Raw genomic sequence first — 24,917 nt, forward strand, 5'->3', positions numbered from 1 at the left:
GTTTAGTGGTTTATAGAAGCTGGACGCACCCGCACCCAATTCGGTTGTAACCGGTGTTAAAAAAGGGGAGGAAAGGGAGGAAGGAGGCTTGCGCCGAAAACAAAAAATTTCCCCCTCTTCCCCTCTTCCCTACTCCCTCTCACCTACCACCCCGGATTCTGGTCGAGATCGGGGTTGAGGGCGATTTCGTTGATCGGCAGCGGCCAGAGGTAATCTTTGGCCGGGTCGAATTTGCGGAAGCTGGCAGCCTGCACGAGGATAATATTATCCGGCGTGAGGTTCACGGTGGCGGCTGCGAATTCGGTTTTGAAATAAAAATTACCCAGTACCGGCTTCACAAGCTCCGTTTCAGCGATTTTCCAGCGGATAATGTCCCAGTAACGGAAACCTTCCTGCGCCAGCTCCACCCGGCGTTCGCGGCGGATTTCCTCCCGCATGTCCAGACCGTTCGTTTTCGCAAATGCATTGGTCAGTTTTGCGATCTGCCCACGTTCGCGGAGCAGGTTAATGGACATATCCAGTTCCGCGTCGGTAATGGCGCCGTTCAGCTCATAGTTGGCTTCCGCGAAAATCAAAAGCACCTCGGCGTAGCGCAGCAGCGGCCGGTCGATCGTCGAGTTTTGCGTGTTCCAGTCGTCCACATTGGCGAATTTGCGGAACATATAGCCTGTTTTGTTGAAAACAAGGTTAGCGATGTCGAAGATCGGCTTGGTGGTCATCATCGCGTCGCCGCGCTTCATGAAAGTCGCGCTCATGCGGGCGTCGCGGTTGCGGAACACCTTCTGCGACGAATCGGGCAGCACCCAAAGCGGCGACTTGCTGATCGGCAAGCCGTCTTTCATCAGGTACGAATCAGCCAGCGACTTCGTGGGGTTCACATTCCCGTTTTCCAGCGAACCGCGGTAGTAGGAATGCGTCGACACCCGCTCGGTGTTCGACACGCCGTATTGCCGTACGATGATATTCTCCTTGTTCTGGCGCCCCTCGCCCGCGAGCTGGAAGAGGTCAAAATAGTTGCCGAACAATGCATGTTCCTTGCTATCGATCACCGCTTTGCTGGCCGCCAATGCAATGGTCAAATGCTTCGCGGCGTCGCCTTTGGCGTGGTATTTCGCGAAAGTGCCTTCAAACAATGCCGCGCGCGCCTTGAATGCCTGCGCGGCCGTTTTTGAAATGCGTCCGAAATCGGCCGTACCCAATGCGGTAATGGTGGGTAAGTTGGCAATCGCGAAATCGAGGTCGGTGTAAATCTGCTCCACGATCGTTTCGCGCGGCGCACCGGGTTGGCGCAGTTCCGGGCTGTTTTCATCGAGCGTTTTCAGGATCAGCGGCACGCTGCCATATTTCTGCACTAAGCCGAAATATGCCCAGGCACGGAAAAAACGCGCCTCCGCCAGGTAGCGGTTCAGCACAGCAGGCGTCACCGCCGCGCGCGGCGCCTTTTCGATCACATTGTTCGCGGCCCGGATCAGCGAATAAGGGGTGTTGTAATCCCCGGAAGCAGTCGCCGGTGCTAGCCGCGATCCGTCACTGATCGTGTTCGCAGCAAGCCCGAATGCATCGTCCGACCAAACGTCGTCATTGTTGAAGCCCGGGAGAAACGTATACAGATAGTTGTTAGCAGTTTTAATGTCCGACTCGGACGTCCAGAAGCTGTCGTCGCTGATATTCGTTTCGGGCAGCCGGTTCACATCGCACGCACCGAGCCCGGCCAGTAACGAAAGGCCCAATACAGCTTTTTTAAGCGTTATTTTCATTGATATTTGTTGAAAAGCCATGATCTGTCAAAATTAGAACGACACATTGATACCCAGCGAAGCCGTTGCGAAGAACGGATAGTCGTTTTCTACGCCGTCGCGTGTTTCCGGGTCGAAATAGCCCTGGAATTTCCCCAACCCGGAGAACGTCAGGATATCCTGGCCGGAGAAAAACAGCCGCGCGCGCGACACCTTGATACGCTCCGTAATGCGCTCGGGAATGGTGTAACCCAGCTGGATGTTTTTCAGGCGCACATAGCTCGCGTCCAGCGTCCATTTGTCGGATGCGAGGTAGTTGTGCGTGCCGCCTGTGTAAGGTCTCGGGAAAAGCGCGTCGGTGTGCTCGGGCGTCCAGTAGTCGCTATGAATGCCCATTGCCTGTTTCCAGGTCACGAGCAGCGGGGCCACCGACTCGGCCGTCGAGCGGTAAGCGCGTTTGCCCACACCCTGGAAGAATGCCGAAAAGTCGAAACCCTTCCAGCTGGCACCGAGGTTCACACCAAACAGGTAACGCGGCGCGGTGGTGCCTAGCAGCACGAGGTCGCCGTGATCGGCCACGGTCCCTTTACCCACCGAAAGGCGCTTGTCGCCATTCAGATCCACATATTTCACATCGCCCGGACCGGTACGGTTATCCTGGAATGCCGCCGCTTTCACCTCGTCGGCATTGCTGAAATAGCCCGCCGTCTGGTAACCCCAAACCGTATTCAATGCGTATCCTTCGATCAGGCCATTGGTACCGGCGCCGACGACCGTCCTGCCCGAAAAGTTGATCAGCTTGTTGTTGTTATCCGAGAAATTGATAGCCACCGAATAGTTGAAATCCTTGCCGATCTTGTCGCGGAAGCGAAGCTCCGTTTCCCAGCCCCACGATTTCAGCTCGCCATTGTTCTTACGCGGCGTTCCCACCCCGATCACACCCGGCAGCTGCTGCGGCGTGAGCATGTTGCGGTTGAATTTCACATAATAATCCCCGCTGATTTGCAGGCGGTTTTGCAGCAACCCTATGTCGACACCCCCATTCGTCGTCTCGATCGTCTCCCACGACAATGCGGCCGATGGGATCGAGCCCTGGTAAATGTAGGAAGTCCGCGAGTCGCCGAGCACGAGGTTGTTGCCGCGGCTCAGCTGGCTGAGGTAGTCGTAATAACCGATATTCGTGCCCAATGCGCCCCCAAGTCGCCCCCAAGAACCGCGCAGCTTGAATTCCGAGAAGAACGGCAGCGGAGTCGCGAACCAGTTTTCCTGGTGCAGGTTCCAGCCGACGGATGCCGCCGGAAAAACTTTCTTTCTCAACCCCGGCGCCAGTTTCGAGCTTTCGTCGAGACGGATCGTCGCTTCGAGCAGGTAGCGGTTTTTATAATTGTAATTAAATCTTCCGAAAACCGACTGGAATGCATACGTCGCGATCACCTGGCGGTTGCTCTTGGTTTTGTCGTCACCGAGGTTCAGCGTCGGCAAGTCGTTGCTCACGAGGTTGGTAGCGCCCGTAAAGAGCGTATCGGTGCGGAAGTTCTCCCATTGATACCCTGCAAAAAGGCCGAAATTATGGTCCTTCCCCAATGTAAAATCATAGTTGACCAACGCCTGCAGGTTGGTGTTCTTGGTCACGTCGTCGGTAATGTTGAAGGAGTTGATCTGGTTGACATAACCCGCCACTTTCGATTTGCTCCAAAGCGGCACGGTGCGGTTGAATGCCTCGCGATCACCGCGGCGGTATTGGGTACCGGCAATGGCGCGGATCTGCAAGCCTTTGATAAAATTCGCGGCCGTCAATGTGAATACCCCATCGAAATAATTCCGGCGGTTCTCGTTATACCCGCCCGATTCGAGGATCGCGTACGTGTTGTTGGCCGAGTTGTAGCGGCCTTCTGGCGTGAAAAACGGGTTCCGCGTGCGGAAACGATATACCTGGTAAATCAAGCCGCTTCCGTTCACGTCCGTTGAAGCCGTCCGGGCCTTGTCGTTCGTGTAAGCAAGTCGGCTGTCGAGCGACAGGTGTTTGGTCAATTGCGAACCGAGGTTCATCCGGACATTATAGCGGGTGTAGCTGTCAGGCCCCACTTTGAAAACGCCCTGTTTGTTATAATAACCGCCCGAAATGAGGAAATTGAGCTTTTCGGTTCCCCCGCGCGCTGTAATGTTGTGCGTGCTCATGGACGTGTATTTGCGCAGGATCTGGTTCGCGATCGGGTCCTGGTTGTAGAACAGATAGGACGAAGTATCCGCCGGGTTGATCACGTACGGAACGCGGTCGCGGATGCGCTGGATTTCCTCGTCGGTGTATTCCGGCGAGCTGCCGGAGTTGGCGCGGGCAAGATTGGAAAACAATGCCTCATCGAGCAGCGACATGCGCTCCGGCACGTTCAGCGACCAGTCCACGCCCTGCTGCCCGAGGTAATCGAACGTAACCTTACCCGATTTACCTTTTTTGGTAGTAATCAAAATCACCCCTCCCGCAGCCTGTGCACCGTAAATGGCCGCTGCTGCCGCGTCTTTGAGCACGCTGATGCTCTCCACGTCGTTGGGGTTCATGGTTTGCATGGTACTGATGGGCACACTTACGCCGTCGAGCAGCACGAGCGGGTTCACGTTACCATTTGCCGAAGTGGCGCCGCGGATCTGGATATTAATGTTTTCCCGGCCCGGCTGTCCCGTCTGGCGCGTTACCACGAGGCCCGGCGTCACGCCTTGCATACCCGTCGCGAGGTTGCTGGACGGGCGGTTTTCAATGGCTTTCGAATCGATGGTCGATACGGCACCGGTGAGATTGGCCTTTTTTTGCGTACCGTAACCTACGACTACGATCTCTTCCAATGCGCGGTCGTCTGTGAGTAGCTGCACATCGATCGCCGTTTTGCTGCCTACCGCAATTTCCTGCGAAATGTAGCCTACGAAGCTGAATATCAATACCGAACTATTGCCGGCCACCGAAAGCTTGTATTTTCCGTCGGCATCCGTAGTGGTACCGCTTTGGGTGCCTTTCACGAGAATGCTCACGCCAGGCAGGCCCACGCCCGCATTGTCCGTTACCGTCCCCGACACATTGATGTCCGAATCCGCTTGTGCGACGGCGGGCGTTACGACCTCATTAACAGTTGCTTCGGACGTATTTTGCTGACGTTTGAGAATAATCTTGTCACCGGACACTTCATATTTCAAACCGAGCGGCTGGAGAATGCCTTCCAGAACGGCGGAAAGCGGTTTGTTTTCTGCTTCAAAACTGATCTTGCGGCGTGATTGGATTATTTCCCGGCTATACAGAAAACTCACATTAGCCGATTTTTCGAGTCGCGAGATCACCGATTCGATCCGTTCGTTTTCTACGGAGATCGAAATGCGCTGGTTGAGCATTTCCTGTGCGGAGCCGCTCCGGGCCCAGCTGAATTGCATGAACAGCAGCATGAGCATCGTTTGGATGCCCAGCAAACCGCGCAGGGATTGTTTGGAACCTGTCGAGTTCAATTTCATTGATGTAAAAATTTCATGATTGGTTAAAGTTTAGAAAGAGCATTTGCCGCCCGGCCGCATTGTGCCCGGCAGGCACCTCGAAAATCAGGGCATAAGTAATCTGGTGCAGTTGTGTTTTCGCATAAGTTGATAGTTAAGTGAGCATTTTGAGGGGCTAGGGGCGCCCGGCTAGGGGCGCCCGGCTAGGGGTGCCCGGCTAGGGGCGCCCGGCTAGGGGCAGCCGGCGCCTGAGATCGTGACCTCGTCGCCGTTCAGGACGAATGAGGTTTCGGTGGCGAGGCATATCAATCGTATTTTTTCGAGAAACGGTTCATCTTTCAATGCAGCGGTCACCGTGCAATGGCTCATTTTCTCCTCATCGAAACGGATTTTCACCGCATAATTCGTTTCGAGTATCTTAAATGCTTCGGAAACCGGGGTAAACTGAAAATCAAATGGTTCCGCATCGATTGCGGCCACTATGTCGGTGTTTGAAATATCTTTCACCGCGCGCAGGAGGCGGTCGTTCTTGCGGACGAGGCTCATCCGCTGATTGGGGTAAAGCATGAGGGGTTTGGCGGCCTCCCTATCGATTGTCGTAACGGCCACCCTGCCGGTTTTGACGGCCACTTCGGCCTCGTCGTGCCCGGGGAAGGATTTCACGCGAAAACTGGTGCCCAAAACACGGGTAGTAAGCTTATCGGTATGCACGAGAAAAGGCTTTGCAGGATTTTTAACTACTTCAAAAAAGCCCTCACCGTCCAGGTATACGTCCCGTTCGGCACCATTCATTTCCCTGCCGAACCGGATGCGGCTGCCGTTACTGAGCAACACAGAGGAACCGTCGGGCAGATTCACGAGCAGTACCGCCTGGGCGTCATTTTGACGGACTACCCATTCCGATTGCGTGGCAGCGGCCATTTGTGCAACTCCCCTGCCGACATCGCCGGCCTCCCGCCCTGCCCTGCTCCACCAGAAACCGAGCCCGATCGCAAGCATCGCCGCCGCCGACCATCGAAGCCACCGCCAGAGCGGTGTTGATTCCCGCGGTCGCGTTTCGGCATTCAGCAGGTCGCGCAGCCTCCCGGCGCCGTCGTCGGAGTCTGGCACATCATGTCCGTAGATCACGAGCAGCGTCGCAACGGCATTCTCGTAAGCGGGGCGCTTTTCGGGGTAACGGCTGAGAAAATCCTCCCAGTAAATGCGGTCGTCGTCGCGCCGGTACCTGACCCAGCGGCGGAAGTGTTCATTGTCCAGGAAGTCTTCCGGGGTATTCAAATCGTAGTCTGGCCTGTCCATTCTTCATTTTTCAAATGATTTCTATGATATTATGAATGACAGAAACCGATATACCCTCGGATGGAGAAAAAATTTAAAAAAAGAATAGGTTTAATACCATAGTCACAAACCACCTCGCGCGGATGCGGGTAAGGCCTTTTTGCAAAAAATTGGAAACCGACTGCCGGTTGACGCCCATCAGACCGGAAATATCCGCCACGCTCATATTCTCGTAGTAGCGCAGGTATAGCGCCTCGCGCTCACGCTTGGGCAACGCCTCCATGTGCGCGTGCATCTGCGCCACGAGGCCGTTCAGCGTCTCCTGCTCGATCAGCAGCGATTCCGCATTGAAATTTTCAGGTAAAGATGTGTCCCAATCCAGCGACTCCTCGTTCGCGAACCGCTGCTGGTAACGCATATGCCCGAGAATGCTGTGCCGGATGGCTTTGAAAAGGTAAAATTTGACCGAGGGTGTCTGACTGATCCGCTCACGGTTCTGCCAGAGGTCGAGAAACAGGTCCTGAATGCAGTCCTCGACAATACTTTCATCGACAAGGAACTTCATCCCGTACCGCCGCAAAGCGCCATAATACCGCTCGACGATCACGCCCAGCGCCTCGTTATCGCCATTTCGGTAAGCGAGCCAAAGCGCGCCGTCGTCGGTGGTCCAGTCCAAATCCCCAAAAGTTTAAATACGCAGTGTTTTATTAACTGGCATAGACGAGGAATCCTGTGGTTCACCTGACAACGTTCCCGGGAATTTGTCAAAATTTAGTCAGGAATGGTCAGAAGATGATCAGTTTGAAATAATCGAATGCTGATTATTAACCAGGTACAAGACATTATCGGTGCCGGGATGGTAAAATACAGGGACCTGACTTCCGGTATTGAGTGTGTTATACCAACCTTCGTGAATTTCCACCGGCACTATTTTCCCGCTTACCGGATGGCTTACATACACATAAAATGTTTTCGGGGTTTTAGTGGCGCCCCGGCTTCGCGGCAGCTTTATCTCCTTTTTGGATTGAACGGTGGCATACCCGCGCAAATTCATGGATGCCTTCGGAAAAATCCAGTTCTTCCGCACGAAAAACACGAGTACCGGAGCCACATTCGTCAGGAATACCAACCCGAAAATACCGATCATACGCTGCTGGGAATAGGGTTCTTCGAATATCCATTGGGTAAACAATCCGCCATATTGGTCCATCAATGCACCGGTTTGCTCTTTTCTGAAAAACAACCCGACCCAGGCGGCTATAAACACGGCGGCAAATGCGAAAAAGAGTATCCTGTCCCACCATTTTTTCGCCAGGGCAAGGCGGTGTGACAGGCGATCGGCGTAGAATTCGTTGAGGGTGTAGTGTTGGAGCATATGGATTTACACATTTAACCTTACGTATATCATGTACGGAATTACCCACTTGCCGATTGATCAATCTGACCGAATAGGTTACAATTAAGGAAATAAGCTAATCTGACCACCCGACGCATTCGGTCCCAGCAAAGGAATCGTGTCGATCACCTCATACTGCCGACGCTTCTCATTATACTTCCGGATCGCGAACGACTCGCACAGAAAACCAGCCTCATATTCCGTAAAAATAGAGTACGCCAATGCAATCCACTCGCGCGTGAGCCTGCGCCCGATGGACATGTGCGGGTTCTTCGACTCGTCGGCCCATTTCTGCATGTATTGCTTCTTGAACTTCTTGTCGAAACCCTTCATGATCGCCTGCGTGCGCTCCCGAATAGCGTCGCATGATGCTTCTGTGGGTTTAATGTAGAATGCGGAGAAATTGGCCCGGTCGAAATCGGCGAAGCCGGAGAAGTTTAGTTCAAACGGTGTTAATGGGGACACAAGGCGCGTGTATTCGGCGAGGATCAGTGGGTAATCCGCCTCTGCCGCATCGAAGCCGTCCAGCGAGATGTGGCCGTCGGCATTAGCGCTGCCGTAGGATTTGCTGATGGCGTTGCGGTAGTCTAGCTTGAAGCCGCGGACGTCTTCGGCGATGGATGGCGGGGGCATGATCGCCAGGGAGTATGAGCAAATGCCAGACATGACTTATTCTTTTAATTTTCTACGAATAAACACAGTTTTGTCCATTCGTTCGCCAGGTTTTAGCATTTGATTGACCAGAAAGGTAACTGCTGCCAATCTTTCCTGTGGCGTTTTACTAAGCCAATATTCCAGGTCGTCGCTTGGCTGGCAATGCGTTTTCATGTCAACGACGCGTTTAACCATGGCAATTCTTCTTGTCATAAGCTTATGTATCAAGATTGATCTACAAAATCAGATGATCAAACTTCTTAAACTTCTTCCATTTACCGTTCGGTTGCTTTGCGTATACGATCGTGACCGAGCCAAAGTCCCCGTACCACGCGCCGTCGATTTGGTAATGGCCACCAAAATAGATTGCGACATCAATAAACGCATAGCGTCCATCAGAAGTGAAAATAGGTTCGGTGGTGGACACACAAAAGCCCTCTACATGTTTGATTGAGGCTATCGTGCGGTAATTGGTCCCTTTTAAGGCTATTTTCTTGGCTGTCGTAGGCTTCAAAGTTCGTTTTCGAAGCGATTTGCGCTCGGTAGTACTAATGGCTTTCAACATTTGCGGATCACGAAAAAGGTATTCCGGATCATAGGATTCATGGCGACTTGTCTTCGTTTCTGTGTCGATCTGGTCCTGCGTTTCGCCACCTACAAACCCATTCCAGAAAACAGTGTAATCCCAGCTGTTCGTCGTGTTCGAAATGAGGATGGTCTTCGGCTGTTTGTGCGACAGACTATTCATAATGTCAAAGTTAGTGGGATCGCTGAATGTAAGCCGGTAAATTTCACCGCTCTGCGCTGGCGCAACTGTCACGGTCGCAAAGATAAACAGCCATGTCAATTTGAAGATTTTCATGCATGATGAAGTGTTTTCGAAAACCCTAATATAGCCAATGGGCCTGAAACTATTTTCAAAAACACGCCCAAAACAGAGTATCGCAAGCGCCAAATCCAGTCTTTCCAAAAAGACCTTTTCAAACAATGCGCACCAGACTCTTATCACTCCTACTACTCCTCGGTCTCGCCACCGCCACCCACGCCCAGCAAACCGCCAACAAACCCGAACGCGTCAAATGGTTCCAGGACCTGGGTTTCGGGATGTTCATTCACTGGAATGTGGATGTGTCGCTCGGGACCGTGATCAGCCATTCGCTGGCCGGTGCTTCGGACGATTATGTGAACCGGTATATGAAGGAGCTGCCGACGTTCTTCAACCCCAAAAAGTTCGATCCCGACGAATGGGCCACGATGGCGCGGCTTGCCGGGATGAAATATGTCGTTTTCACAACCAAGCACCACGCCGGTTTCTGCATGTTCGATACCAAAACGACGACTTTCAATGTGATGAATACACCTTTCAAACGGGACGTGACGAAGGAGATCATCGACGCATTCCGAAAGCAGGGCATTGCCATCGGGCTGTATTTTTCGCCGGAAGATTTCCTGTTTTTCCACCAGAACAACATCCCGCTCGGCCGGTTGCAGGATAAGCGCCAGTTCCCGGTGAACAACCCCAAACTGATGGAATACGACAAGGCGCAGATCAAGGAATTGCTCACCAATTACGGAAAGATCGACATTATGTTCTTCGATGGTCCCGGCGATGGCCTGCGCGAGTACGCGTGGAGCCTGCAACCCGAGCTCGTGATCACGCGCGACGCCATGAACACGCCCGAGCAAAACATCCCCGACAAAGCCTCGCCGCGCCCGTGGGAAGCCTGCTACACGATGGGCACCGACTGGCAATACAAACCGACCAACGACCCCCACAAATCGGGCACCGAGATCATCAACATGCTCATCGAGATCCGCGCCAAGGGAGGCAACTTCCTGCTGAACGTCGGCCCGAAACCGAACGGCGAAATCCAGATCGAACAGGAAGCGCTCCTCCGCGAAATCGCCCTCTGGAACTTCGCGAACGGAGAATCCATATACGCCGTCAAACCACTACCCATCATCCGCGACAAAGACATCTGGTTCACACAATCCAACGACGAAAAAGCCATTTACGCCTTTATCACCAAAAAGCGCGACGACGAATGGAAATACGGCCAACGCCGCGAATTCCTCTTCCCGATGATCGAAGGAACTGCTGCTACGAAGGTGGAAGTGCTGGGTTATGGGAGCGAGCTGGTGGAATATGTGAACAATTTTGATGCTTCGATCCGCTCTGCTCCCACCCCTTTGGGGCTCGCTGTGAGCGCGGTGAATGGGCAGCGGTTCTATACAAACCGGACGTGGCCTAATGCGGTGGTTTTGAAGATTTCGAATGCGAAGTTTAAAGCTGCCGAGGAGAAAAAGACTTCGAAATCGGGGATTGACGGGGCGCAATAGGGCTTTGCGCTGCTAATGCTTTGGAATGGGGACTGCTTAGGCGGTCTCCATTTTTTTGTTTGGACAAAAAGGAAAATAAAGGAACGTGAGTGAGTACAAATGTGCCGGGAGGCATTACTAGTTATTCGTTGGTTCTACGCCGCCTTCCGCTCTTCGAGCTTTTGGAAGAAAAAGACAAGCTCGCGGAAGGTACAGAAGAGGTCGCTGGCCCTTGGGTTATGGCCGAGTTCGCCTTGGGCGACCATAAAGCCGGTGTATATCGTCCAGAGGTCTTCGACCCATTCTGTTGGGGCGTTCATGGTTAGGAGGTCCTTCACGTGCTCTCCATAGGCGAGCGTGGTCGAATCCGGGGATTCGAGATGTGTTTGTTTGTTCATGAAACTTACGATTTAAGGGATTTAAAAAAGCCCTGTCTAAGGTGTCCTAACGCTCGTAAGGGCGTCCGGGGGACTTTCGCCACACCCACACCATAACAGGGCAACTCTTCTAAGATTTTTCATATGCTTACGATTTATAGGGAATGCGAATATTCGGAGTTTTATTGAAGAAAGCAAATTTGGGGTAAAACCTAAGATTCTTGTGGTTTTAGTTGTTAAGTTACATAAACTACTTCGTAATTTGCGACGTTGGTTGGTTAAGTCCGCAGTACAGTGTTTGAGTTACTTCACCTTAGGTTGAAGATACCCTATCTAATGTGATAGGTGGTACTTATATCATTCGGGTTCCACGTTGGAGCGCCCGTTAAGAAATAAAGTGAAACGGTTATCATGGTACTCAGGCTGATCTGGGTGTTCATATGTGTAACGAAGTTCATGTTCCAAAAGACGTGCCCGCAAGGGCGTTACGACACGAACTGGCTGCATTCAGATAATGAATAAAGGATAGCGTCGCTTTTAACCAACCAACACTTTTATTCTAGCAAATGAATTATGAAAGATTGGCTACGCTTAAGACCCTATATTCATATTTCACCAAGACTTGGTTGCAAATCAAAAAATAGGACCAAACACTATGTTACAACCTATGTCAATGACAGTAAAAATGTTGCAACTCATCGCTTTTCACCATTACTTCATTATAAAATAGTTAATCATCGTTACAAGCGTGATGGCTCTAAAAGACTAGAAAGTGGTAAAATTGGAAGGGCTTACAAAGTAAAAATTAGGCCGATTTACTACGCAAACCATTTGGATGCACAGATTTTCGCCTTTTACGCGGACAAAATAAATAAACAATTACAAGAAATTTATGAATCGGACATAAATCTCAGCAACTCAGTAATTGGCTATCGTGCAATTCAGTCCAACGCTCGTCGTAATAAATGCACAATCGACTTTGCAAGAGAGGTTTTTGAGTTTATTTCGAATCACAAGAAGCATAACGTTTCTGTGGTGTGTCTTGATATCGCGAGTTTCTTTGATAACCTTGATCACTCTGTCCTAAAATCAGCTTGGAGCCGGTTACTTAACCAGATTCTGCTTCCGAAAGAAGATTATCAGGTTTTTAAAGCGATTACTAGGCCATATTACATTGATTTAGAAGAGCTCATCCCGTTACTACCTAATTTTGATAAGCGAAGTTTAAATTTAGTCAGTAAATCAAAAAGGGCATCTCTATTTGACTCTTTTCAACAATTTAGGTCAATAGTATACTCGAACAAATTACTACGAAAATATGGATCAAAAGATAACAAGAAAGGAATTCCTCAGGGAACTCCAATAAGTGCAGTCCTATCCAATTTATATTTTCTACAATCGGATATCGAAATCCTTAAAATCCTCTCACCCTTTGAAGGCCTATATCGTCGCTATTCTGACGACATTTTACTTATTTGTCCAACAGATCAAGTTGAGAATGTCATAAAAACAGTTAAAGACATTATTGAAAGGCAGTTAAACTTAAAAATACAGGATAACAAGACTATCATAGCTAATCTTACCCGTAGCTCATCGACAGACAGTTGGACTATAAACGCTACCAATTCGCAAGGGCAAACTGTAAGCAAATCCATTGGCTATCTTGGTTTTGAGTTTGATAGAAATCGCATTAGAATTAGAAATAGCAGTATCTCGAAATATTACCGCGGTCTCAAACGAGCGATTCGTCGCAGAGCATTCTATGCAAAAGTGCAGCTAGAAAAAAATAAGCTTGCAAACATCAAAGAGGATGACTGGATATTTAGAGCAGGGATATTTAGAAGAAAGACTCATTTAGGTGCTAAAAGAAAGAAAATAGATGGAAGGGTATTTTGGGGAAATTATATATCATACGTAAAAAATGCTGGTCACATGATGGGAGATGCCCATACAAAATCCATTAATAGACAGGTACGAAATCACTGGAAAATAGTGGCAAATGAAATTGAAAGGCATGAAAAACGATACGGATTACCAAAAGCTCCGAAGTCAAAAGGCAACTAACAGGTTCGTGGAGTATCGTACTTCTAAGTTAGTGCATGACCAGAACAGATGACTATTTTTTACGTATGTGTTTGCAACCATTAGACTACCTTACTTGTATAAATTGAGTATATTTGACCTATGAAACTATTCGAAAAATACGCCAAACTACGCCATAAATCCTACGTCACGTCAATGGTCACGAATGCCGTAAGCGGGAGCATGGCATTGGAAAACCAGCACGTGCCCGAGCCTCAGGTACAAGCTATCGTTATCGCGCTGTTGCGAGAGGCCGAGTTAAAAGGGCGTGAGTTCGTGAAGAATTAGGGCAGTCAATGCGCTTGTATCGCCTTCATCGCCCTTGCGCAACGCTTCAATATATTTCGCTCGCGCCTCTCCTTCTCTGTGATATAATTGTATCGGCTCGAAGCCTTTGAGCATGGCAGCTGCGTTCAAAAGCAATCGCGCCGTACGACCATTGCCGTTGTTAAATGGATGAATCCAGACAAACCGGTGATGCAAAAAGGCCAATAGTTCAGCTACTTCGTCTTTCTTTTCTACCCTCTTTAACTTATAATTGACATCGTCGGCATACTGATACATCAGCGCCGGAACCTGTGAAGGATGAGGTGGAGAGAGCTTTCCAACCTGAACGTCAATAGTAGGCCATTTACCCGCCCAACTATACAACTCCCCAAAAGCCGTTCGATGGATTTCCAGGATGAGGCTGATATCAAGGTCCGCATTTTCATCCAATTCCTGAATCGTGATCTCACATTTGGCAACACCGCTTGCTTCGTATAGATTCAAAAGGTCCTTGTCTGTTAAATTCAGCAGGTTTTCGTCAATGGAGGGAGTATAGTCGGTTCCGTCACTCATTTATTAGCCGTTAAAATCATCCTCAATTTACCTAACAAAAGGATTTTTCAAACGTTTGTAAATTTGTTTCGCTTGTTGCTCGCCCTTGCGATGAAATACCTTCCCATTCGAACGCCCCTCGGGCTACTGGATAGATCAATACGGAAATGACAAAAGAAGCTATATTGCCAGTCCAAATACTCCTTTTTGAATCATGACCACCGAAATCCAGCAAGAACTCTCCCGACTCGAAACCCAGCACAACATCCAAATCCTCTACGCCGTCGAGAGCGGGAGCCGGGCTTGGGGGTTTGCTTCAGTGAATAGCGATTGGGATGTGCGGTATATTTACGTGCACCGGCCCGAGTGGTATTTGCAGATCGACGACAAGAAAGATAACCATGAAGAGATACTGCCCAACGACATCGACCTCGCTGGCTGGGAGCTGCGGAAAGCTTTGCGACTTTTCAGGAAGTCGAACCCATCCATGCTAGAATGGCTTGATAGCCCGATCGTTTACCAGGAAAATTTTACAGCTACGGAGAAGCTTCGGGAGCTAAAAAAACAATATTTTAGTCCGCGCTCCTGCTTACACCACTACCTCAGCATGGCTGTGCAGAACTACGAGAATTACCTCCTGAAGGATATGGTGCCGATGAAAAAGTATTTCTATGCGCTACGGCCGGTTCTGGCATGCGACTGGATACGCGTGACGGACACGATGGCGCCGACGGAATTTGTCAAGTTGCTCGACAGCCAGGTAACCGACGCCAGCCTGCGCAGCGAGATCGACAGTTTGCTCATCCGCAAATCTGCCGGCGAGGAATTGAGCGAAGAACCTCGCATTCCCCTCCTGCATGATTTCCTAACGGAAAGAATCGCCTTTTTAAAGGAGTATGCAAAAGGACTTCCGCCATTAGTGGCAGCGGATACCGCTCCATTGAACGCACTTTTCCGTGAAACACTGACGGAGGTGTGGGGCGTAAAAATCTGAACTACCCCAACCATTTCTTCCGTTTGATAATTCCCTAACCGTTTATTCATCCGGTTACAATTTTCTTGCTTTTAAAAATCAAATGCGCTTCTATTGCATCACGCTTGACGGTCATTAATTCTACCCGTCATAACTCAACTACTTCTTCCAGGACTTTTACCATTCAACTCTGGCTCGCTGGCCTTTGTCAGCAGCAGCCTGGCGTTGCTGTGCACTCTTCCGGGACCCTCGTTCAGTTTCATTTATAATGTTTTACCTAAAACAAACGAGCTATGAAAAAGATGTTGTTGCTTTTCGTTCTAACCGCATGCGATCAGCCAGGAAACAGTTGGCCTGATCCCGTTCCCGGCGGACCTTTTGTGGTCGCGACGGCCGAAGACTCCGCACGGACGAACGGCCCATTTATGTGCATCCACCCCATGGGGCAACACCCGGAAATGATCCATGACAATATTGACCGGCAGCCGACACTCAAAATAGAAGAATGGCTATCGGCACCGACTACACTGGCCGATTTCGGGCGCATCCTCAAACCTGGCCAAACGATGGAGATGGTTGCATTCGGAGGCGGCATGACCGCCGGCGTGATGAATGGCGGCATTACCCGGGAAAGTCAGCAAACGAACTATACCAATTTGCTGGCGCATCAAATGGGTATCAAAAATTTTGAAATGCCGCTTTTTGATAAGGAGCATTATAATGGCACCGGCTATTACGTATATCGTAATACGGAAACCGGGCACCCGCAGTGGGACCGGGTGGTGAATAATACGATTTCTGCCGTGCCGGGCGATCCGCCGACGATGCCGGAGTATATGGGGAAGATTTCTAATTATGCATTTCCAGGCGGCGCAGCGGACTGGCTCGATCGCGGTTATGCATGCGAAAATTGCGAATTAATTAAGCTCGGCCTCTCGCGTTTCAAACGGTACGTACCTCCTTACCCATCCGAGGCATTTATTAAAATCAAAGCAGACGTACCCTATAATTTCGCAATTATTGATGAATTTTTTGATCGGTGGATGAGTGGAATTCGCATGACGCCACAAATCGGGATTTTCAACCAGGCGTTCAACGGCTCAATTTTACTTACCGGCAGAATAACTGATCACGCGATAAATAAGGTTTTAAAAGAGGGCCAAAAGGGCATCATCTTCACAATTCCACATTATCAGGATCTGCCCTACATGAACTGGTACTCCCGCCACGAACTGGTCCAAAGGGGATGGGGACTTTACATCAGTTTCGATCGCAATGGAAAGGCTGATCAAATCGTCGATGCTTCACGTCCATTTTTCATGATCCCCTCAGCCAAAGTGCATCACCTTTTCGAGAATTTTAGCCGAGGCGGGGAATTTCGGGTCAACTTCCAGGATTTCGAGGTAATAGATGAAGACGAAGAGTTTATGTCTGACCCACAGAAGCATTACAATGGCAAAATAAGAGAATATGCCGCAGAAAAAGACCTTGCCGTCGTTGACCTCTTTGACCTCTATCAGCGCATTCACCAGGGAAGTTATAGGACAGACGACGGTATTTTGGTGGACGGCTCGGCCTATGGCAACTTCTTTTCGTCCGATGGGATCTACCCTACTCCGTTCGGACAGGCTATTATCGCCAACGAGGTAATCAAGGCTATTAATAAGCATTACGGTGCAAAGATTCCGTTAATCAACCTTGCCGAGTTCGTCAGGACCACAGGATTCGAAAAATAGCATTATCATCCAATATTAACTTCTCGCAAATGAAAGTATACATTGTGTGGGTACTCTTTTCCGCCTTCATTTCCTATGCCTGTAATGCACAGACAGTAATATTATCTTACCCTGTTAACAATAGCGTAATCCAACGCAACACGCTCAACACTGCTACTGTCACGGTCGCTGGACAACTGAATTACAGCAACCTTAATGGCGTCCTCAGCTACCGGTTTCGGCCGGTGGGCCCAACGGGCATTCCCGGAGCGCCTGGCCCGGCCACGAATCTGAGTCTGGCGCCTAACGGCATGTTTTATGTGCTGCCTGTGATAAACAAAGGCTGGTACTTATGTGAAATCCTTTTGAATGACGTTGTGTACACTTCCAATAAGTTTGGGGTTGGCGACGTGTTTATCATCGCAGGCCAGTCTAATGCCCAAGGAGTTGACAACCTATCTTATAAATTACCTCCCAGCACGGGTATACCAGAATGGGTTGTGGGAACCTCCGAAGACAAAACTTGCACTAAAAAACTACCTGAGTCATTCACCCATATGTTTCCGTTGAATACCTCGGATGATTTCAAACGGCACAGCAGGTTAGGGCCTACTGGAAATACAATATGGGCTTACGCTGTTCTCGGCAAGCTCATTTCCGACGCCAATGGAGGCATGCCGGTGGCATTCTTCAACGCGGCAACGGGTGGATCAACCATAACTGAATGGAAACAGGGTAGCGATGGTGTCGAAGCAAAGCATCCATCCACAGGCGCTCAAGTTTGCCTGGGCTATCAGGGAGGTTCTGTCGTTCCGAAGGACTACTACGGCCAGCCCTACACGGCACTAAAAACTGCATTGAATTACTATGGGGCGCTATATGGTGTACGGGCTGTGCTCTGGCATCAGGGGGAAACCGATGCAGATCTTAATGTTGATGCGATTTATAAAGCAAGTAGTGCAGCTGATTATCAGGCAAAATTGCAAGCGGTCATCGCCAAGTCCCGGTCCGATTTCGCGGCACCCAACCTAACCTGGTACATTTGTAAAGCGAGTATCAGCAAGTTCGGTCCAATCAATTCAACAATCAGGACGGGGCAGGGAAACACGCCTGCCGGTTCAACGATTCTTAGCGGCGCTGATACCGACTATGTAGTTGGAAGTGCGGGAACTACCACTGCCAACGACGGAGGCGACGACGACAGAACAAATGACGATACCCATTTCTTCGAAGGCCTTGGCGCGATAAAAGGTTTGACCTGGCTCGCTAACAAATGGGCCGCGACGATCGGCCCGCTTACCAATCCCGTCGCAGCCAGCTACGTTCCGCTCCTCACCTATTCGAAGAACAACGACTGGCGAACGCTCACCGCTCCTTCCGGTGGCGTTCAGTACCACTGGAATTCAACCCACATCAACAACCAGGGCGTCGCAGGCGGCACGTCGAGCGTGTACACCACCGATCAAAGTTGGTTCGGCATGAGATGCTACATGAAAGATGCGATCGGCAACTGGCATGTGTCGCCGTCGATCAGTATCGGCCAATTCAGTAGCCAACGGGAAGGTGCTCCTATCGAAGAAAGTCAAACCGAACTACCCGGCTTTGAGCTCAATGCCTACCCTAACCCCTACGCGACAAGTTTTACGATCGCATTTGATGTTCCCGAGGAAAACAGCCACGTACGATTGGATATTGTTAACAGCCAAGGCACCGTACTGAAAACAGTTGTCGAAAACCCTCATGCAAAAGGAAAATGGCGATACGAAGTCAAAGAGCTGCCCGACAATGTAACCGAGGTTTTGTATTGCAGATTGAAGGTCAACGAGAGCTACACGATCAGGAAATTGGTGCATATCAGCAAGTAACATCCCCAATCAGCGCGCCGGCTGCGCCTCCGGCGCATTTCGAAACCGCTTTCCTTTTCCCTGTATTTTTCCCAAAAGCAAAATCACCGGAAAAATCACCTTCTTCACAAAAGCCGGAATACCCAGCATATCGAACTCGGTACGGTATTTGCGCAACAGGTACGCGGCGTCGAATGTGCCCGGGCGCCCGTCCCCGTGCTCTCGCGAGGAGCGGTAAATTTCCTCGAGGAAGTATTCGATGTTATGCGGCGGCCAGATTTCGCCTTTGCAATGCAGCGTCGAGTCGCCCGCGTTCCAGAAACGGTGCGCAATGCCCGGCTCGAAGGTAGCAGATTCGCCTTTGTGGACGAAGTAAGGCTGCTCGCCATGGACTTCGATGCCCATTTTGCCTTCAAGGATATGCAGGCTTTCGTACTGCTGGTGATGCACGTGCATGGGCGGGCCTGCGCCCGGGCTCACCTCGTTTTCAACTTGAATGTACTCGATACCATCGCGCAGCTCGCGACCGAGGAACGTCAGGCGCTCGCCGTGGCCATTGTCGATCGTGACGGGATATACGTTTTTGTTGGTTGTCGTTTCCATTATTTCTGTTCCGTTTTTACGCTCAAACCATATAAAAGTACAATTGCCAGTATCAACAAGCTGCCTAGACGTACAAGGCTTAGCGTTTCCCAGGTTTTGGCACGGCTCGTCAGGTCGTCGCTCACGGCAGGCGAATACGCCGAGGTCGTGATCGCGATGAGCTCGGGCACGAAATAGGCGGCGGTGATGACCAGTATCAGCACATATCCGCCAGAAGCGATCAGGAGCTGCTTGCGACCCGGCTGCCGCCAGTTGGCGATCAATGCGGCTGCGAGCAGCAGAACGGCCACGGGATGTACCGGTTTCCAAAAGTTGGCGGCTTGGAGACCATACTCGCCCTGAAACATGGAAAGCGAACGAGGGGGCGCAGCGCTCCACGCGGGTACCACGGCAGCATGTTCGTAAAATGCGGCACCGATGATCGTAATGAACGCGATCGACGCGAGAATGTGCAAGATGTTTGGAATTGATTTCGTCATAAGATCATAATGTTATATTTTTGGACAACGACCTAAAATTACAACCGTTTAGGACATTGACCAAATTATCGTGAACGCAACACAAGAGAAAATTAGTAAACGGGCGTTGGAGCTCTTCAACCTCAAAGGTATCGAGTACGTAGGCATGCGCGAACTCGCCGCCGACCTCGGCATGCGCATCGGTAACCTTACCTATTATTTCCCCACGAAAGACGACCTCGTTTTCAGCATCAGTCAAGCCTACACGGAGTCGAATTCCAAGATCCACAACGACTTACCGGTAAAAAGTCTCTACGATTTTCTTCACAAAAACAAACTACTCTTTGAAAACGGTCTGAAATACCAGTGCCTGTTGCTGAGCATGGTACACTTAATGGAGCAGAACACCCGCATCGCCGCGAACTACCAGGGCAATGTGATGCAGAACCGCATGTCCGGACTGACACACGACATAGCGCTTTTGGAAGAGAACAAATACCTGAAATTCAACTGTGAAGATGATAAGCTTCTGATCATTTCCAGCAACAGCCTGCAAAGCCGCTTCTGGCTTTCCGAGGCCGTTCTCACCGAGTCAAGGCAAAATCTAGCGCGACAGTTGACGCATTATCTGCGGATGAAGGCGCATTTGTTCAGGCCTTATGCTACGAAGAAGGGAGTGGAGGATATTGATCGGTTTGTCGGGGAGTTGAATCAATGATTATTACCTCCGGGATCATCTGATTCGAGCATTTTGATGGGCCTATCATCCAGCATTGCTTTGGCATTTCGAGCAGTAACTACCTTTTTACCGGTTTGTGCCTCTAATTCATCCAGCGCGACCTTCGCCACATTGCCGCCTTGCCGGGCAACTTTCTTGCTTTGTTCAAAACCTTCGGGATTTACAGCTTGTGAAATGTCTTTGGTAGATGCCTCTGCGAGCATATTTAGAATAAGCTCCGTGTTAGACATGTTATCGCGCAGATTTTCCTTTCTGAGACCTTTGAATGTTTTATACTCTTTGGTTGTCTTACCCGCCCAGGTTTTTGTGACAATATCGGTAAGGACGGCAAACTGCATTCCTTCCTGGACGATGCATTTTCAACTGTCCGATAAAATCGGACAGTTGACTGCCTTCTTTTTTTAGCTTAGCTTTTAGATCATTCCAATACTTTCTGGGCCTATCCGTATTGGTCAGTACTTCAATAACGTCAATGACAGAGAAAAACCATTTTTCCTGTTCATTATCCCAAACCGTTCTCACTTTCCTGTCTTCGAAAATCTGAATTGCGTCCTGCTTTGTCATAGTATGTGTTGATTAAAAGTTGAATTTCAATATGGGTAAAATATTTGTTTTTAAGAAGCCTAAAAACCTGTAAACAAACAAAAAGCCCGTCATGATTACCATCGCGACGGGCCCAATTATCAGAAGGCACATCCTCCATCCTCCCCTTCTTCCCTTTCCTCCCTAAATATTACTTATTCCGCTCCTCAATCCATTTTCGCGCATTCACAAACGCTTCCATCCACGGCGAAACTTCATCCTTGCGGCCCTCAGGGTAATTAGCCCAATGCCATTGGAAAAGTGATCGCTCGATGTGCGGCATGGTTACCAAATGGCGGCCGGTGTTGTCGCAGAGAATGGCGGTGTTGTAATCCGAACCGTTAGGGTTGGCAGGATATGTTTCGTAGCCATATTTGGAAACGATATTATACTTGTTCTCAGCCAACGGCAATTGAAAACGGCCTTCCCCGTGCGATACCCATACGCCCAGCGTGCTACCCGCGAGCGAGGACAGCATTACTGAATTGTTAGACTGAACAGTCATCGAAGTAAAAATGCTTTCATGCTTATGGCTAGCATTGTGCAGCATTTTCGGTTTCTCTTCGTGATCCGGGTTGATAAGGCCTAGCTCGACGAAAAGCTGGCAACCGTTACAGATCCCGACGGAAAGCGTATCCTCGCGTTTGAAGAAATTTTCGAGCGCGATTTTGGCCTTTTCGTTGTACAGGAATGCACCTGCCCAGCCTTTGGCGGAGCCCAAAACGTCGGAGTTAGAGAAACCACCTACGGCTCCTATGAACTGGATATCTTCCAGCGTTTCGCGACCTGAAATGAGATCGGTCATGTGAACGTCCTTCACGTCGAAACCTGCGAGGTACATGGCATTGGCAAGCTCGCGTTCGGAGTTACTGCCTTTTTCACGAAGTACTGCCGCTTTCGGACGTGGTTTCGAGGCGTCGATGACCGGCTTTTTGCCGTCGAACTGCGCCGGGAATTTGTAGCGCAGCACGTGGTGTTTATAGTTATCGAAACGCTCTTTCGCGAGGCCGTTGCCGGTTTGTTTTTGGTCTAACAAATAAGAAGTCTTGAACCAAACATCGCGCAAGTGATCGATATCGAAGTCCCACTTGCCTGTTGCGTCTTTCACGGTCAGTGTAGAAGCCAGGTTTACAGTCCCGATTTTATGGAATGCGACACCATTTTCGGCCAATACCGCTTCGGCCGATTCGTCTGCCTGGAATACCAAACCAATGTTTTCAGCAAAAAGCTTCTCGATAATATCCTGATCGCCCAGTACTGAAAGGTCGATAGAAGCACCGAGATCGCGATCTGCGAAACACATTTCGAGCAATGTCGTGATCAAACCGCCGCTGCCAATGTCATGGCCTGCCTGTATTTTACCCGCTTTGATCAGTTGCTGAATTGCATTGAACGTCGCTTTGAACTGCGACGCATCCTGAATATCGGGCGTTGCATCGCCGATTTTGTTCAGAATTTGGGCAAATGACGAGCCTCCCAGCTTGAAACGGTCGCCCGAGAGATTGATATAATAAATAGAACCGCCCGATTTACGCAGCACAGGCTCTACCACGGCTGTAATATCGTCGCAATGCGCACCGGCTGAAATGATAACGGTGCCAGGCGCGATCACGTCGCCGTCCTTATATTTCTGCTTCATCGACAGGGAGTCTTTTCCTGTCGGGATGTTAATGCCAAGACTGATCGCGAAATCGGAGCAGGCTTGTACTGCTTTGTACAAACGCGCGTCCTCGCCTTCGTTTTTACAAGCCCACATCCAGTTGGCCGAAAGCGAAACGGTTGCAAGACCGTCTTTCAACGGCGCCCAAACAATGTTGGAAAGTGCTTCTGCAACTGCATTACGGCTACCTGCCGCAGGATCGATCAATGCCGAAAGCGGTGCGTGACCGATGGAAGTCGCGATACCGTCCTTGCCCTGGAAATCGAGGGCCATGACGCCGACATTGTTCAATGGTAATTGCAACGGACCGGCGGTTTGCTGCTTCGCCACGTGGCCACCTACGCAACGGTCGACTTTATTGGTTAACCAGTCTTTGGAAGCAACGGCTTCGAGTTGCAGCATTTGTTCCAAATACTCGTGCAGTTTCTCCATATCATATTGGACCGGCTCGTAGGTGCGCTCCACGGTTTTATCGCGCATGTAAGTTTTAGGCGAGCTGCCGAACATTTCGTCCATCGCGAGATCCATCGGCCTTGCACCGGTGGTCGATGATTCGAACGTAAACCGGTGGTCGCCGGTGACCTCTCCTACCGTGTACATCGGCGCGCGTTCGCGGTCGGCGATGCGTTGGAGGAAGTCGATATCGTTCTGGCTGATTACGAGGCCCATTCTTTCCTGAGACTCATTGCCGATGATTTCCTTCGCAGACAGGGTCGGGTCGCCTACGGGCAACTTGTCGAGGTCGATCTTACCCCCTGTTTCTTCTACCAGTTCGGAAAGGCAGTTCAAATGCCCGCCTGCGCCGTGGTCGTGGATGGAAACGATCGTATTGTTGCCGCTTTCTACCATCCCGCGCACCGCGTTGGCTACGCGTTTCTGCATTTCGGGGTTCGAGCGCTGGATCGCATTCAATTCAATACCTGAACCAAATGCACCCGTATCGGCAGAAGAAACGGCCGCGCCGCCCATGCCGATCCGGTAGTTTTCTCCACCCATCACCACCACTTTGTCGCCGGTAGCTGGTGTATGCTTTTTGGCTTGCTCGGCTTTACCATAACCGATACCGCCGGCCTGCATGATCACTTTGTCGTAACCCAGCTTGCGACCCTCTTCCTCATGCTCGAACGTCAGCACGGAACCGACGATCAGCGGCTGGCCGAATTTGTTACCAAAATCGGTAGCGCCATTGGAAGCCTTGATGAGAATGTCCATTGGCGTCTGGTACAGCCATTGACGCTCTTCAACACCTTTTTCCCACGGGCGATTGTCTTCGAGCCGTGAGAGCGCGGTCATATAAACGGCCGTACCCGCGAGCGGGATCGCGCCTTGTCCGCCTGCGAGACGGTCGCGGATTTCCCCGCCCGAGCCCGTAGCGGCACCATTGAATGGTTCTACGGTAGTCGGGAAGTTATGCGTTTCCGCTTTTAATGAAAGTACGGATTCAAAATCCTTGATTTCGTAATACTCCGGCACATCCGGGCGCTTCGGTGCAAATTGCTGTACGACAGGCCCTTTCAGAAATGCAACGTTGTCTTTATATGCCGAAACAATCGAGTTCGGATTTGCTTCGGAAGTTTTACGGATCAGTTTGAATAGGGAAACAGGTTGCTCCTGCCCGTCGATCACGAACACGCCATTGAAAATTTTGTGGCGGCAATGCTCGGAGTTGACCTGTGAGAAACCGAATACTTCGGAGTCGGTCAGCTTGCGACCGAGCGTCTCGGCGAGGCCGTTGAGGTAGTCCACCTCTTCGTCGCTCAATGCAAGTCCTTCCTGTTTGTTATAAGCGGCAATATCGGCAATTTCCTGAATGGGTTCAGGTTTGATATTGATGGTGTAAATGTCCTGGTTGAGCTCGCCGTATTTCTGCGAAAGCATCGGATCGAAATCCGTAAAATCGGCACCTACCTTCTTGAATTCCTCAATGCGTACAATACCTTCGAGCCCCATATTCTGGGTAATTTCGACGGCATTGGTGCTCCACGGCGTGATCATCGCTGCACGTGGCCCTACGAAATAATCTGTGAGAACGGTCTCCGTCCGGAGTTCTGCGCCGCCGAAAAGCCAGCTTAATTTAGAGGAATCGGAGGCAGTGAGCGTTCGCTCGGTTTGTAGTGCAAAGACGGTTTCGTCTCCGCCTGTGAAGAAGTAAATCATGATATCCAATTAAGGCGCAAAGGTACGCTTTTTTTAGTTTTTACACCAGGCAAT

21 protein-coding genes are annotated in these 24,917 nt (G+C 50.3%); 6 read left to right on the forward strand and 15 right to left on the reverse strand.

The window, feature by feature from the left end; translation table 11 throughout:
• Positions 1-143: 143 nt before the first annotated feature.
• The 8 genes from H144_RS0121460 to H144_RS0121495 all read right to left on the reverse strand — a co-directional run bounded on the left by H144_RS0121460 (position 144) and on the right by H144_RS0121495 (position 9,397).
• Positions 144-1,757 (reverse strand): RagB/SusD family nutrient uptake outer membrane protein, encoded by a 1,614-nt coding sequence (locus H144_RS0121460; protein ID WP_019944169.1) that lies wholly within the window; start codon positions 1,755-1,757, stop codon positions 144-146.
• Positions 1,758-1,790: 33 nt separating this feature from the next.
• The gene (locus H144_RS0121465) at positions 1,791-5,228 is read right to left on the reverse strand and encodes a TonB-dependent receptor (protein WP_019944170.1); all 3,438 of its coding nucleotides are present in this window, start codon (positions 5,226-5,228) and stop codon (positions 1,791-1,793) included.
• Positions 5,229-5,438: 210 nt separating this feature from the next.
• Entirely contained in the window at positions 5,439-6,506 is a 1,068-nt protein-coding gene (locus H144_RS0121470) for a FecR family protein (RefSeq protein ID WP_019944171.1), read from the reverse strand.
• A gap of 73 nt (positions 6,507-6,579) precedes the next feature.
• Positions 6,580-7,161, reverse strand: a complete 582-nt coding sequence (locus H144_RS0121475; protein WP_019944172.1) for an RNA polymerase sigma factor — start codon at positions 7,159-7,161, stop codon at positions 6,580-6,582.
• A gap of 120 nt (positions 7,162-7,281) precedes the next feature.
• Complete coding sequence (locus H144_RS0121480) at positions 7,282-7,860, reverse strand: hypothetical protein (RefSeq protein WP_019944173.1); 579 nt, start codon at positions 7,858-7,860, stop codon at positions 7,282-7,284.
• A gap of 84 nt (positions 7,861-7,944) precedes the next feature.
• Entirely contained in the window at positions 7,945-8,547 is a 603-nt protein-coding gene (locus H144_RS0121485; RefSeq protein ID WP_157505015.1) for a 2'-5' RNA ligase family protein, read from the reverse strand.
• A 3-nt stretch (positions 8,548-8,550) separates the two neighbouring features.
• Complete coding sequence (locus H144_RS0121490; RefSeq protein WP_019944175.1) at positions 8,551-8,748, reverse strand: hypothetical protein; 198 nt, start codon at positions 8,746-8,748, stop codon at positions 8,551-8,553.
• Between the two features lie 22 nt (positions 8,749-8,770).
• On the reverse strand, positions 8,771-9,397 hold the full coding sequence (locus tag H144_RS0121495; RefSeq protein WP_019944176.1) for a hypothetical protein: 627 nt from the start codon (positions 9,395-9,397) through the stop codon (positions 8,771-8,773).
• 125 nt (positions 9,398-9,522) lie between these two features.
• Between H144_RS0121495 and H144_RS0121500 the strand changes: the two genes are divergently transcribed.
• Positions 9,523-10,875 (forward strand): alpha-L-fucosidase, encoded by a 1,353-nt coding sequence (locus H144_RS0121500; protein ID WP_019944177.1) that lies wholly within the window; start codon positions 9,523-9,525, stop codon positions 10,873-10,875.
• Between the two features lie 134 nt (positions 10,876-11,009).
• On the opposite strand, the gene H144_RS0121505 is transcribed toward H144_RS0121500, so the two are convergent.
• Entirely contained in the window at positions 11,010-11,174 is a 165-nt protein-coding gene (locus H144_RS0121505; protein ID WP_229207960.1) for a hypothetical protein, read from the reverse strand.
• A 630-nt stretch (positions 11,175-11,804) separates the two neighbouring features.
• Between H144_RS0121505 and H144_RS0121510 the strand changes: the two genes are divergently transcribed.
• On the forward strand, positions 11,805-13,295 hold the full coding sequence (locus H144_RS0121510; protein ID WP_084599994.1) for a reverse transcriptase domain-containing protein: 1,491 nt from the start codon (positions 11,805-11,807) through the stop codon (positions 13,293-13,295).
• Between the two features lie 276 nt (positions 13,296-13,571).
• On the opposite strand, the gene H144_RS33430 is transcribed toward H144_RS0121510, so the two are convergent.
• The gene (locus H144_RS33430) at positions 13,572-14,153 is read right to left on the reverse strand and encodes a Fic/DOC family protein (protein ID WP_019944181.1); all 582 of its coding nucleotides are present in this window, start codon (positions 14,151-14,153) and stop codon (positions 13,572-13,574) included.
• Positions 14,154-14,346: 193 nt separating this feature from the next.
• On the opposite strand from H144_RS33430, the gene H144_RS0121525 reads away from it, so the two are divergent.
• From H144_RS0121525 to H144_RS0121535, 3 genes are all read left to right on the forward strand, one after another.
• The gene (locus H144_RS0121525) at positions 14,347-15,126 is read left to right on the forward strand and encodes a nucleotidyltransferase domain-containing protein (RefSeq protein ID WP_019944182.1); all 780 of its coding nucleotides are present in this window, start codon (positions 14,347-14,349) and stop codon (positions 15,124-15,126) included.
• Between the two features lie 272 nt (positions 15,127-15,398).
• Positions 15,399-16,841, forward strand: a complete 1,443-nt coding sequence (locus H144_RS0121530; RefSeq protein WP_019944183.1) for an SGNH/GDSL hydrolase family protein — start codon at positions 15,399-15,401, stop codon at positions 16,839-16,841.
• A 29-nt stretch (positions 16,842-16,870) separates the two neighbouring features.
• The gene (locus tag H144_RS0121535) at positions 16,871-18,685 is read left to right on the forward strand and encodes a sialate O-acetylesterase (protein WP_019944184.1); all 1,815 of its coding nucleotides are present in this window, start codon (positions 16,871-16,873) and stop codon (positions 18,683-18,685) included.
• A gap of 9 nt (positions 18,686-18,694) precedes the next feature.
• Here H144_RS0121535 and H144_RS0121540 read toward each other — a convergent pair whose 3' ends face one another.
• Positions 18,695-19,267 (reverse strand): cupin domain-containing protein, encoded by a 573-nt coding sequence (locus H144_RS0121540; RefSeq protein ID WP_019944185.1) that lies wholly within the window; start codon positions 19,265-19,267, stop codon positions 18,695-18,697.
• Positions 19,267-19,746, reverse strand: coding sequence for a DUF1772 domain-containing protein (locus H144_RS0121545; RefSeq protein ID WP_019944186.1), 480 nt, complete (start codon positions 19,744-19,746; stop codon positions 19,267-19,269). The genes H144_RS0121540 and H144_RS0121545 overlap by 1 nt, the downstream gene beginning before the upstream one ends.
• Before the next feature lie 70 nt (positions 19,747-19,816).
• On the opposite strand from H144_RS0121545, the gene H144_RS0121550 reads away from it, so the two are divergent.
• Positions 19,817-20,443: a TetR/AcrR family transcriptional regulator gene (locus H144_RS0121550; RefSeq protein ID WP_157505017.1), complete on the forward strand. Its 627-nt coding sequence runs from the start codon at positions 19,817-19,819 to the stop codon at positions 20,441-20,443.
• On the opposite strand, the gene H144_RS34745 is transcribed toward H144_RS0121550, so the two are convergent.
• The 3 genes from H144_RS34745 to purL all read right to left on the reverse strand — a co-directional run bounded on the left by H144_RS34745 (position 20,437) and on the right by purL (position 24,863).
• Entirely contained in the window at positions 20,437-20,802 is a 366-nt protein-coding gene (locus tag H144_RS34745) for a hypothetical protein (RefSeq protein WP_019944188.1), read from the reverse strand. The genes H144_RS0121550 and H144_RS34745 overlap by 7 nt on opposite strands.
• Positions 20,753-21,028 (reverse strand): BRO-N domain-containing protein, encoded by a 276-nt coding sequence (locus H144_RS34750; RefSeq protein ID WP_211220703.1) that lies wholly within the window; start codon positions 21,026-21,028, stop codon positions 20,753-20,755. Before H144_RS34750 ends, H144_RS34745 begins: the two co-directional genes overlap by 50 nt.
• 169 nt (positions 21,029-21,197) lie before the next feature.
• Positions 21,198-24,863 carry a phosphoribosylformylglycinamidine synthase gene (gene purL, locus H144_RS0121565; RefSeq protein ID WP_019944190.1) on the reverse strand — a complete coding sequence of 1,222 codons (3,666 nt, stop codon included), beginning with the start codon at positions 24,861-24,863 and terminating at the stop codon, positions 21,198-21,200.
• Positions 24,864-24,917 lie beyond the last annotated feature (54 nt).

Origin of the sequence: Dyadobacter beijingensis DSM 21582, from assembly GCF_000382205.1 — a bacterium.
GTDB lineage: Bacteria > Bacteroidota > Bacteroidia > Cytophagales > Spirosomataceae > Dyadobacter > Dyadobacter beijingensis.

What these genes read in the sequence shown, in the direction of transcription:
- H144_RS33430 (WP_019944181.1), bottom strand. Translation starts at nt 14,153, where the DNA reads ATGAGTGACGGAACCGACTATACTCCCTCCATTGACGAAAACCTGCTG.
- H144_RS0121470 (WP_019944171.1), bottom strand. Translation starts at nt 6,506, where the DNA reads ATGGACAGGCCAGACTACGATTTGAATACCCCGGAAGACTTCCTGGAC.
- H144_RS0121545 (WP_019944186.1), bottom strand. Translation starts at nt 19,746, where the DNA reads ATGACGAAATCAATTCCAAACATCTTGCACATTCTCGCGTCGATCGCG.
- H144_RS34750 (WP_211220703.1), bottom strand. Translation starts at nt 21,028, where the DNA reads ATGACAAAGCAGGACGCAATTCAGATTTTCGAAGACAGGAAAGTGAGA.
- H144_RS0121485 (WP_157505015.1), bottom strand. Translation starts at nt 8,547, where the DNA reads ATGTCTGGCATTTGCTCATACTCCCTGGCGATCATGCCCCCGCCATCC.
- H144_RS0121495 (WP_019944176.1), bottom strand. Translation starts at nt 9,397, where the DNA reads ATGAAAATCTTCAAATTGACATGGCTGTTTATCTTTGCGACCGTGACA.
- H144_RS0121465 (WP_019944170.1), bottom strand. Translation starts at nt 5,228, where the DNA reads ATGAAATTGAACTCGACAGGTTCCAAACAATCCCTGCGCGGTTTGCTG.
- H144_RS0121480 (WP_019944173.1), bottom strand. Translation starts at nt 7,860, where the DNA reads ATGCTCCAACACTACACCCTCAACGAATTCTACGCCGATCGCCTGTCA.
- H144_RS0121540 (WP_019944185.1), bottom strand. Translation starts at nt 19,267, where the DNA reads ATGGAAACGACAACCAACAAAAACGTATATCCCGTCACGATCGACAAT.
- H144_RS0121490 (WP_019944175.1), bottom strand. Translation starts at nt 8,748, where the DNA reads ATGACAAGAAGAATTGCCATGGTTAAACGCGTCGTTGACATGAAAACG.
- H144_RS0121500 (WP_019944177.1), top strand. Translation starts at nt 9,523, where the DNA reads ATGCGCACCAGACTCTTATCACTCCTACTACTCCTCGGTCTCGCCACC.
- purL (WP_019944190.1), bottom strand. Translation starts at nt 24,863, where the DNA reads ATGATTTACTTCTTCACAGGCGGAGACGAAACCGTCTTTGCACTACAA.
- H144_RS0121510 (WP_084599994.1), top strand. Translation starts at nt 11,805, where the DNA reads ATGAAAGATTGGCTACGCTTAAGACCCTATATTCATATTTCACCAAGA.
- H144_RS0121530 (WP_019944183.1), top strand. Translation starts at nt 15,399, where the DNA reads ATGAAAAAGATGTTGTTGCTTTTCGTTCTAACCGCATGCGATCAGCCA.
- H144_RS0121460 (WP_019944169.1), bottom strand. Translation starts at nt 1,757, where the DNA reads ATGAAAATAACGCTTAAAAAAGCTGTATTGGGCCTTTCGTTACTGGCC.
- H144_RS34745 (WP_019944188.1), bottom strand. Translation starts at nt 20,802, where the DNA reads ATGCAGTTTGCCGTCCTTACCGATATTGTCACAAAAACCTGGGCGGGT.
- H144_RS0121535 (WP_019944184.1), top strand. Translation starts at nt 16,871, where the DNA reads ATGAAAGTATACATTGTGTGGGTACTCTTTTCCGCCTTCATTTCCTAT.
- H144_RS0121525 (WP_019944182.1), top strand. Translation starts at nt 14,347, where the DNA reads ATGACCACCGAAATCCAGCAAGAACTCTCCCGACTCGAAACCCAGCAC.
- H144_RS0121505 (WP_229207960.1), bottom strand. Translation starts at nt 11,174, where the DNA reads ATGAACGCCCCAACAGAATGGGTCGAAGACCTCTGGACGATATACACC.